The sequence below is a fragment of the Streptomyces sp. NPDC025793 genome (genome assembly GCF_055558375.1).
The window spans coordinates 40,004-47,276 of the sequence record NZ_JBVHMR010000012.1 but is presented as its reverse complement, the minus strand read 5'-3'; the positions used below and the strand labels follow the sequence as shown (position 1 = coordinate 47,276).

7 protein-coding genes are annotated in these 7,273 nt (G+C 70.8%); all 7 read right to left on the bottom strand.

Translation table 11 applies throughout. The features are described from left to right. Positions 1 to 80: 80 nt before the first annotated feature. Positions 81 to 404, bottom strand: coding sequence for a dTDP-4-dehydrorhamnose 3,5-epimerase family protein (locus ACZ4MF_RS22920; RefSeq protein ID WP_467493791.1), 324 nt, complete (start codon positions 402 to 404; stop codon positions 81 to 83). A gap of 91 nt (positions 405 to 495) precedes the next feature. Further along, positions 496 to 636 carry a hypothetical protein gene (locus ACZ4MF_RS22915; RefSeq protein WP_467493790.1) on the bottom strand — a complete coding sequence of 47 codons (141 nt, stop codon included), beginning with the start codon at positions 634 to 636 and terminating at the stop codon, positions 496 to 498. 20 nt (positions 637 to 656) lie between these two features. Continuing rightward, a complete protein-coding gene (adh, locus tag ACZ4MF_RS22910) occupies positions 657 to 2,180 on the bottom strand; it encodes an aldehyde dehydrogenase (RefSeq protein WP_402065167.1) in 1,524 nt (507 codons plus the stop codon). 56 nt (positions 2,181 to 2,236) lie between these two features. Continuing rightward, a complete protein-coding gene (locus ACZ4MF_RS22905; protein WP_467493789.1) occupies positions 2,237 to 3,544 on the bottom strand; it encodes a winged helix-turn-helix domain-containing protein in 1,308 nt (435 codons plus the stop codon). A 183-nt stretch (positions 3,545 to 3,727) separates the two neighbouring features. Continuing rightward, a complete protein-coding gene (locus tag ACZ4MF_RS22900) occupies positions 3,728 to 4,381 on the bottom strand; it encodes an N-acetylmuramoyl-L-alanine amidase (RefSeq protein WP_467493961.1) in 654 nt (217 codons plus the stop codon). 108 nt (positions 4,382 to 4,489) lie between these two features. Then, entirely contained in the window at positions 4,490 to 5,503 is a 1,014-nt protein-coding gene (locus ACZ4MF_RS22895; RefSeq protein WP_467493788.1) for an acetamidase/formamidase family protein, read from the bottom strand. A gap of 91 nt (positions 5,504 to 5,594) precedes the next feature. Beyond that, on the bottom strand, positions 5,595 to 7,079 hold the full coding sequence (locus ACZ4MF_RS22890) for an APC family permease (protein WP_467493787.1): 1,485 nt from the start codon (positions 7,077 to 7,079) through the stop codon (positions 5,595 to 5,597). Positions 7,080 to 7,273 lie beyond the last annotated feature (194 nt).

Sequence of the window (7,273 nt, the reverse complement as noted above, 5' to 3'; positions counted from 1 at the left end):
ATTGGCCGGGTCCTGGTAGGATTATCACCCGGTAATTCGCCACCGTGCAGGGAAGAGGAAAGGATTCAGGAAATCCGTCTTCAGCAGGTGTCGTACCGCGGCAGAACGCCGCGCCGCACCGCCTCGGCCGGCGTGGGAGCCGCCGCGTCCCGGTCCGACAGCAGGACGGGGATGTCCGCGGGCCAGGGCAGGGACAGGGCGGGATCCAGGGGGTGGACGCCGTGCTCGCGCGCGGGCGCGTACGGCTCGGAACACAGGTACATCACGGCCGACGACGCCGTCAGTCCCATCAGGGCGTGCCCGAGCCCCTCGGCGAGGCAGACGGACCGGTGGTTCTCCTCGCTCAGCTCGACCGCGTCCCACTGCCCGAAGGACGGCGAGCTGATGCGCAGGTCGACGATCACGTCGAGAACGGCCCCCGTAGGCAGGAGACGTACTTCGTCTTGCCGGGCGGCACGTCGGCGTAGTGCACCCCGCGGATCGCGCCACGGCGCGTCATGCACACATTGCCTGGGCCACGGCCGGCGGGTGTCCGACGGCTGCCTCCGCCCGGAAGACCTCGTACAGGGCGCCGCGCGAATCGGTGTGGGCCTTCGGGGTGTTGAGCCACGCCCCGGGGGCGGACAGCTCACGCATGGCGCCGCTCCTTCAGAGCACTAGAAGAAGCCGAGCTTCTTCGGCGAGTAGGAGACGAGGAGGTTCTTGGTCTGCTGGTAGTGCTCCAGCATCATCTTGTGCGTCTCGCGGCCGATCCCCGACTGCTTGTATCCGCCGAACGCGGCGTGCGCCGGGTAGGCGTGGTAGCAGTTGGTCCACACCCTGCCCGCCTGGATCGCGCGGCCCGCCCGGTACGCGGTGTTGGCGTCCCGCGTCCACACGCCCGCGCCCAGCCCGTACAACGTGTCGTTCGCGATCTTGATCGCGTCGTCGAAGTCGTCGAACGAGGCCACCGAGACGACCGGGCCGAAGATCTCCTCCTGGAAGATCCGCATGCGGTTGTCGCCCTCGAAGATGGTCGGTTGGACGTAGTATCCGCCCTTCAGCTCGCCGTCGTACTCGATGCGCTCACCGCCCGTCAGTACCTTCGCGCCTTCCTGGCGGCCGATGTCGAGGTAGGAGAGGATCTTCTCCAACTGGTCGTTGGAGGCCTGCGCGCCGATCATCGTGTCGGTGTCGAGCGGGTGACCGTGCTTGATCTGCTTCGTCCGTTCGACCGCCGCCTGGAGGAAGTCGGCGTAGTGGCCGCGCTGGATCAGCGCACGGGACGGGCAGGTGCACACCTCACCCTGGTTGAGCGCGAACATGGTGAAGCCTTCGAGCGCCTTGTCACGGAAGTCGTCGTCCTGCGCCCACACGTCGTCGAAGAAGATGTTCGGCGACTTGCCGCCGAGTTCGAGCGTGACCGGCTTGATGTTCTCGGAGGCGTACTGCATGATCAGCCGCCCCGTCGTGGTCTCCCCGGTGAACGCCACCTTCGCCACCCGCGGGCTGGACGCCAGCGGCTTTCCCGCTTCGACGCCGAAGCCGTTGACGATGTTCAGCACGCCCGGCGGCAGCAGGTCCGCGATCAGGCTGACCCAGTAGTGGATGGACGCGGGGGTCTGCTCGGCCGGCTTGAGGACGACCGCGTTGCCCGCGGCGAGCGCCGGCGCCAGCTTCCAGGTCGCCATCAGGATCGGGAAGTTCCACGGGATGATCTGCGCGACGACCCCGAGCGGCTCGTGGAAGTGGTACGCCACCGTGTCGTCGTCGATCTCGCCGAGCGACCCCTCCTGCGCCCGGATCGCCCCCGCGAAGTACCGGAAGTGATCGATCGCCAGCGGGATGTCCGCCGCCAGCGTCTCCCGGACCGGCTTGCCGTTCTCCCAACTCTCCGCCACGGCCAGCGGCTCCAGGTGCGCCGCCATGCGGTCGGCGATCTTCAGGAGGATGTCGCTGCGCTCCGCCGCCGACGTACGGCCCCACGCGGGCGCGGCCTCGTGCGCCGCGTCCAGTGCCCGCTCCACGTCCTCCGCGGTACCGCGCGCGATCTCGGTGAACGGCTGCCCGTTGACCGGCGACGGATTCTCGAAGTACTGCCCGCGTACCGGCGGCACGTACTCCCCGCCGATGAAGTGGTCGTAGCGCGCCTGGTAGGAGACGATCGCGCCTTCGGTGCCCGGCGCCGCGTAACGAGTCATACTGGTCTGCCTCCCGGTGCAGCGCTGCCCGCCGTTGGGCAGCTGTCGGCGCGAGGCTAGGCGGGCGGACGTTGCAAGTACGTTGCGCCGCCGGTCCGCCCCGGTGCCGGACCGGCCGGAGCCGTCAGCTCGGCCTCCAGCGCGGCGAGCCGGGCCCGCACCGGGGCCGTGGGCCGCACCGCTGCGAGCGCCCGCCACACCACCAGGTCGTCCTCCCCCCAGGGCGCGTGCGCCCAGTCCGCCAACAGGTCCGGGTCGCCGTGCGCGATCAGTGCCGTGCGCAGCCCGTCGGACATCCGCCCCCGCAGCCGTACGATCGCGGGCGCCTGCGAACCGGGCAGCAGCGGGCCGCAGTACGCCTCCGCCGCCGCCGTGACCGCCCCCGCCTCCAGCCGCCGCTCCACCACGGTGACGTCCGACTCGACGGCCGCCGTGAACCGGTACGGCCGCGAGGCGAGCAGCGCTGGCCCCAACAGCCTGCGCAGTCGGGCCAGTTCGGCCCGCAGCGTCACCGGTGGCACCGACTCGTCGGCGTAGAGCGAGCACAGCAGCTCGTCACCGCTCAGCCCCTCCGGATGCCGGGCCAGCAGCACGACTATCTCGCTGTGCCGGCGGCTGAGCCGCGTCCGGTGACCGTCCAGGACGAGTTCGGCCTCGTCCCGGCCCAGGGCGCTGAGCATCGGGATGCCCGGGGCTCTCAACGGTGGCGTGAGCAGCGCGAGCTGAGCCTCCGCCGCGCGTGCCACCGCCTGCACGAACCCGAGGCTGTGCGGATGTGCGAGCCCGTCACCACCGGTGATGTCCACGGCGCCCAGCACCCGGCCGGTGCGCGGGTCGTGCACCGGGGCGGCCGCACACGTCCACGGCTGCACCCGGCGTATGAAGTGCTCCGCGGCGAACACCTGCACCGGGCGGTCCACGGCGACCGCGGTCCCCGGCGCGTTGGTACCGACCGCCGTCTCCGACCAGCGCGCCCCCGGCACGAAGTTCATCCCGTCCGCTCTGCGCCGGGTCGCCCGGTGCCCCTCCACCCACAGCAGCCTGCCGTGCGCGTCGCACACCGCCAGCAGATGCTCGCCGTCCGCGGCGAAGGTGCCCATCAGCTCCCGGAACAGGGGCATCACCCGGGCCAACGGGTGTTCCGCACGATAGGCGCCGAGGTCGCCGTCGGTCAGCTCCACGCTGGCGGTGCCGTCCGGCCCGACCCCGGCCCGGGCGCTGCGCCGCCACGACTCGGCGACCACCGACCGCACCGGGCGCGGCACCGTACCCGCGGTGGTGAACGTCTCGTGCGCCCGGCGCAGCACACGGACCCGCTCGGCGGGGTCGGCCCCCGGCTCCAGGGCCACCCACGGATCGGTCAACTCGGCCTCCCCGGACCGTGAAAACGCGTAAATGCGGCTGGGACCATCGTCACTCGCAGTGTTCGTGCGGACAACCTGTTCGACCTCGGTTCGGCTCGGCTTCGTCGCTGACCGTGTCTGCCCTGCGGCGCTTCTCTGTGGTGGGCTGTGGCGCGGGGCGCTCCGTCCCGGCCCGGTGGGCCGCTAGGCGAAATTGACGAGGCGGATGTAGCGGACCCAGTCCCAGTAGGGCCCCGGGTCGGTGTGATCGGTGCCCGGCACCTCGTAGTGGCCGATGATGTGGTCCCGGTCCTTGAGGATGCCGTGCTTGTCACAGACCGCCGCGGTGAGCTTGGCCGACTCCTGATAGAGAGAGTCGGTGAAATAGGAGGGCTGGTCCACCCATCCTTCGTGCTCGATGCCGATGCTGCGGGTGTTGTAGTCCCAGTTGCCCGCGTGCCAGGCGATGTCGGCCTCGTGCACGCACTGTGCGATGTGCCCGTCCGCCGAGCGGACCAGGTAGTGCGCGGACACCTTCTTCTGCGGGTTGGCGAAGATCCCCAGTGTGTTGGTGTACGTCTCCTGCGTGACGTGGATGATCACACGGTCGATCACGTAGCTGCCGGGGCGGTCGGACGCCGTGTAGTTGGAGCTGCTCGCCGGCTGCCACTCGGCGGGCGGATAGTCGACGGCCTCGGTCTGTGCGCCGGCCCGCGGGTCCGGGAGCAGTGCGTAGGGCACGGCGGCCAGCGCGGCGCCCTTCAGAAGCCGCCGCCTCGTGAGGGGCGAGGGGGCCGGGCGCGCAGAGGGTGCCGATCCGGCTGGTTCTTCCGGTTGCACCGAACCGGGCGGGTCCATGTCCATGAGCGGGTGCCTTTCGAGCGTCGTGGGGAGTGGGGGGAGGACGGGGCGGGGAGGGGCGGGATCGGGACGACGGGGCCGACGCCCGTAAGGCCGGCGCCGGTGTCAGCCGTGCAGTGTCCGCGCGGTCTCACGCAGCCGCGCGTGCACACCCCGGTACGTCTCGCGCGCGGGCAGCCACTCCTTACGGAGCTTGGCCACGCACGTGTAGTTCGTGTCGCATACGTTGGCCAACGGTGATTCGACCGTCTGGGTTGCGAATTGATACGCGTCCGGCTCACTGAACCCGTAGTCGCGCGCCAGCCACTGCACCAGGTCGAGCTGCGATATCCGGAACGCGTCCTCCAACGGGCGGGCCGAGCCCGTTGAGATGATGTGAGTGTCCGACTCCAGCCGGGGCCACGGCGTGGCGACGTCCTTGAGAAGGTCCACGATCACCATCGTGTTCATCGCGCACTCCACGGCCACCCCGCAGGTCTCGCCCTCACCCTGGCGCGCATGCCCGTCGCCGAGACTCAGCAGCGCGCCCTCGACGTTGACCCCCAGGTAGCAGGTGACGCCCGCCCGCATCTCGGGCGTGTCCATGTTCCCGCCGTGCGCGTCCGGGACGAGGGCCGAGCGCACTTCGAGATGGGCGGGGGCGACGCCCACCGTGCCGTGCATCGGATCCATGGGCAGTTCCACCCGGATGTCACTGTCGCGCGCCTGGAACAGGGCGGTGCGCCGCGTGCGGTCCAGGTGCCAGATCCAGACCCGCTCCTCCAGCGGGGGCTGAAGCGTGGCCGTGGTGTGCGTGGAGGTGAGGGCGCCGAACAGCGGGACCGTCGTCGAGGCGGCCCAGTCGCGAGCCGGTTCGATCGACACGAAGTGCACGGCCACGGTGTCGCCGGGCTCGGCGCCCTCGATGTGGAAGGGACCGGTCTGCGGATTGAGGTAGGGGAACTCGCACACCTCGGAGACGAGGTCCTTCTCGGAGCGGACCCGGCCGGCGAAGCAGTCCTCGGTGTACAGGTCGAGCACGGTGCCGGGCGCGATCCGCGCCACGGGCGCCGCGCCGCCGAACGTCCAGGCGTACTGATCCGGTTCCGGGCGCACGGTGAGGATCCGGGGGTCGGTCATCGTGAAGGGGTCCCTTCTGGCAGGGGCGGTCGGGGAACGGAGGCCTTCGTAGGGCATCGGTCCGCGCGGCTGCCGAGCGGGCCGGTGGTGGTCAGCCGGACACGGTGCCGTCCTGCCGGTGGCTTTCCGGGGCGTACTGGTCGAGGTGCACCCGCGCGGTCTCGGCTATCCGCTCGGGGTGCCGCCGTATCAGCAGGAGCAGCACCACCACGCCCGCCGCCATCCAGACGCCGACGACCGGGCCGGCGTAGGACACCGGGGCCTTGAGCGCGGTCACGAAGTCGAACACCGGGAGGCCGGCGGCCGTCAGCAGGGCCGGGACGAACGCCACGATGCCCAGCACCGGGAACAGCAGATGCCGCACCGGTTTGAGCAGGGCTCGGCCGGCCCGCAGGAAGTAACCGGCGCAGGCGAGGTTCACGACGATGTAGACGCCGACGACGACCGTGACGATCACCGTGGCGAGGAGCAGGAACGCGGTCACCGGGTCGTATGCGAAGCCGAGCCCCAGCACGGCCCCGACCGCCACGACGGTCTGCACCGCGATGCCGGCCACGGGGGAGCGGTGCCGGGGATGGAGCGCGGCGAGCAGCCCGGGCAGGACCCGGATACGGGCCAGGGCGAAGGCCGTGCGGGTCGAGACGTTGGCGCACGCGTTGGCGTTGGCGATCGTGGAGTTGATCACCGCCAGGAACACCAGCACCCAGAAGAGGCCGAAGGAGGCCCGGGCGACACCGTCCCAGGAGGCTTCGCCCGAGGCGCCGAACTTCGTGAAGCGGTCCGGGCCGTAGTAGACCGTCATCGCATAGGTCGTGATCACGTAGAACAGGCCGATCCCCAGAGCCGCCCCGAGCACCGCGCGGTGCATCGTCCGCCGGGGGTCACGCGTCTCCTCGGCGAGCGGCGCCGCCGCCTCGAATCCGGCGAAGGCCAGCACCGTGTAGACGGATCCGGCGAACACACCGCTGAACCCGGCGTACCCGTCGGCGGTGTGCGAAGTCCCGAACACCGACAGGGTGTTGGCGCTGCCCGCCTTGCCGATGAGCAGGACCGCGAACACCAGGAAGACGAGGATCTCGAAGACACCGAGGACCGTCCCGAAGCGGGCCGAGGCCCGGACGCCGAGGTATCCGGCGATGGCGATCACGGCCGCTCCGGCCAGCGACCACGGCCACCACAGGTCGGCCGGGCACGAGGCCCATTCCTCGTGCAGAGTGCCGGCCGCCGTGAAGCCCAGCTGCAGGAGCAGCAGGGGCGGGACCAGCGCCTCCACGAAGACGTAACCCCAGCCGACGAGGAAGCCGACGGCCGGATGCAGCCCCCGCGCCGCATAGGTGGCCACCGAGCCCGCCGCCGGTAACTCCCGGGCCAGCTCGGCCACGCACGATGCCGTGAACAGGCAGGCCACAAGCGCGATCACCACCGCCAGTGGCAGACTGCCACCCGCGAAGGCGGCGCCGGACGGAATCGACGCGGCCACCGCGGCGGCCGGCGCCATCGCCGTGACGCTCTGGAACAGCACCTCGCGCAACCCGATGGCGTCGCGCCGCAGCGCCTCGGTCCTCTCCCCGTGCATGCGTGTCCCCCGATGCGTGTCAGCCCGCTGCCACCCGACGTGTGTGAAGTGCCGTCATCTCGCGTACGCACCCAGATCCATGACGAATCGTCGGCAGCGTCTCGCGTGAATCACGGTACGGCGCGGAGGGGGCGCGCAGAAGGGCTCGCAGCGGATCCGTGGACAGCCTGCTGCCTGTGGAAAACTCCGTCACC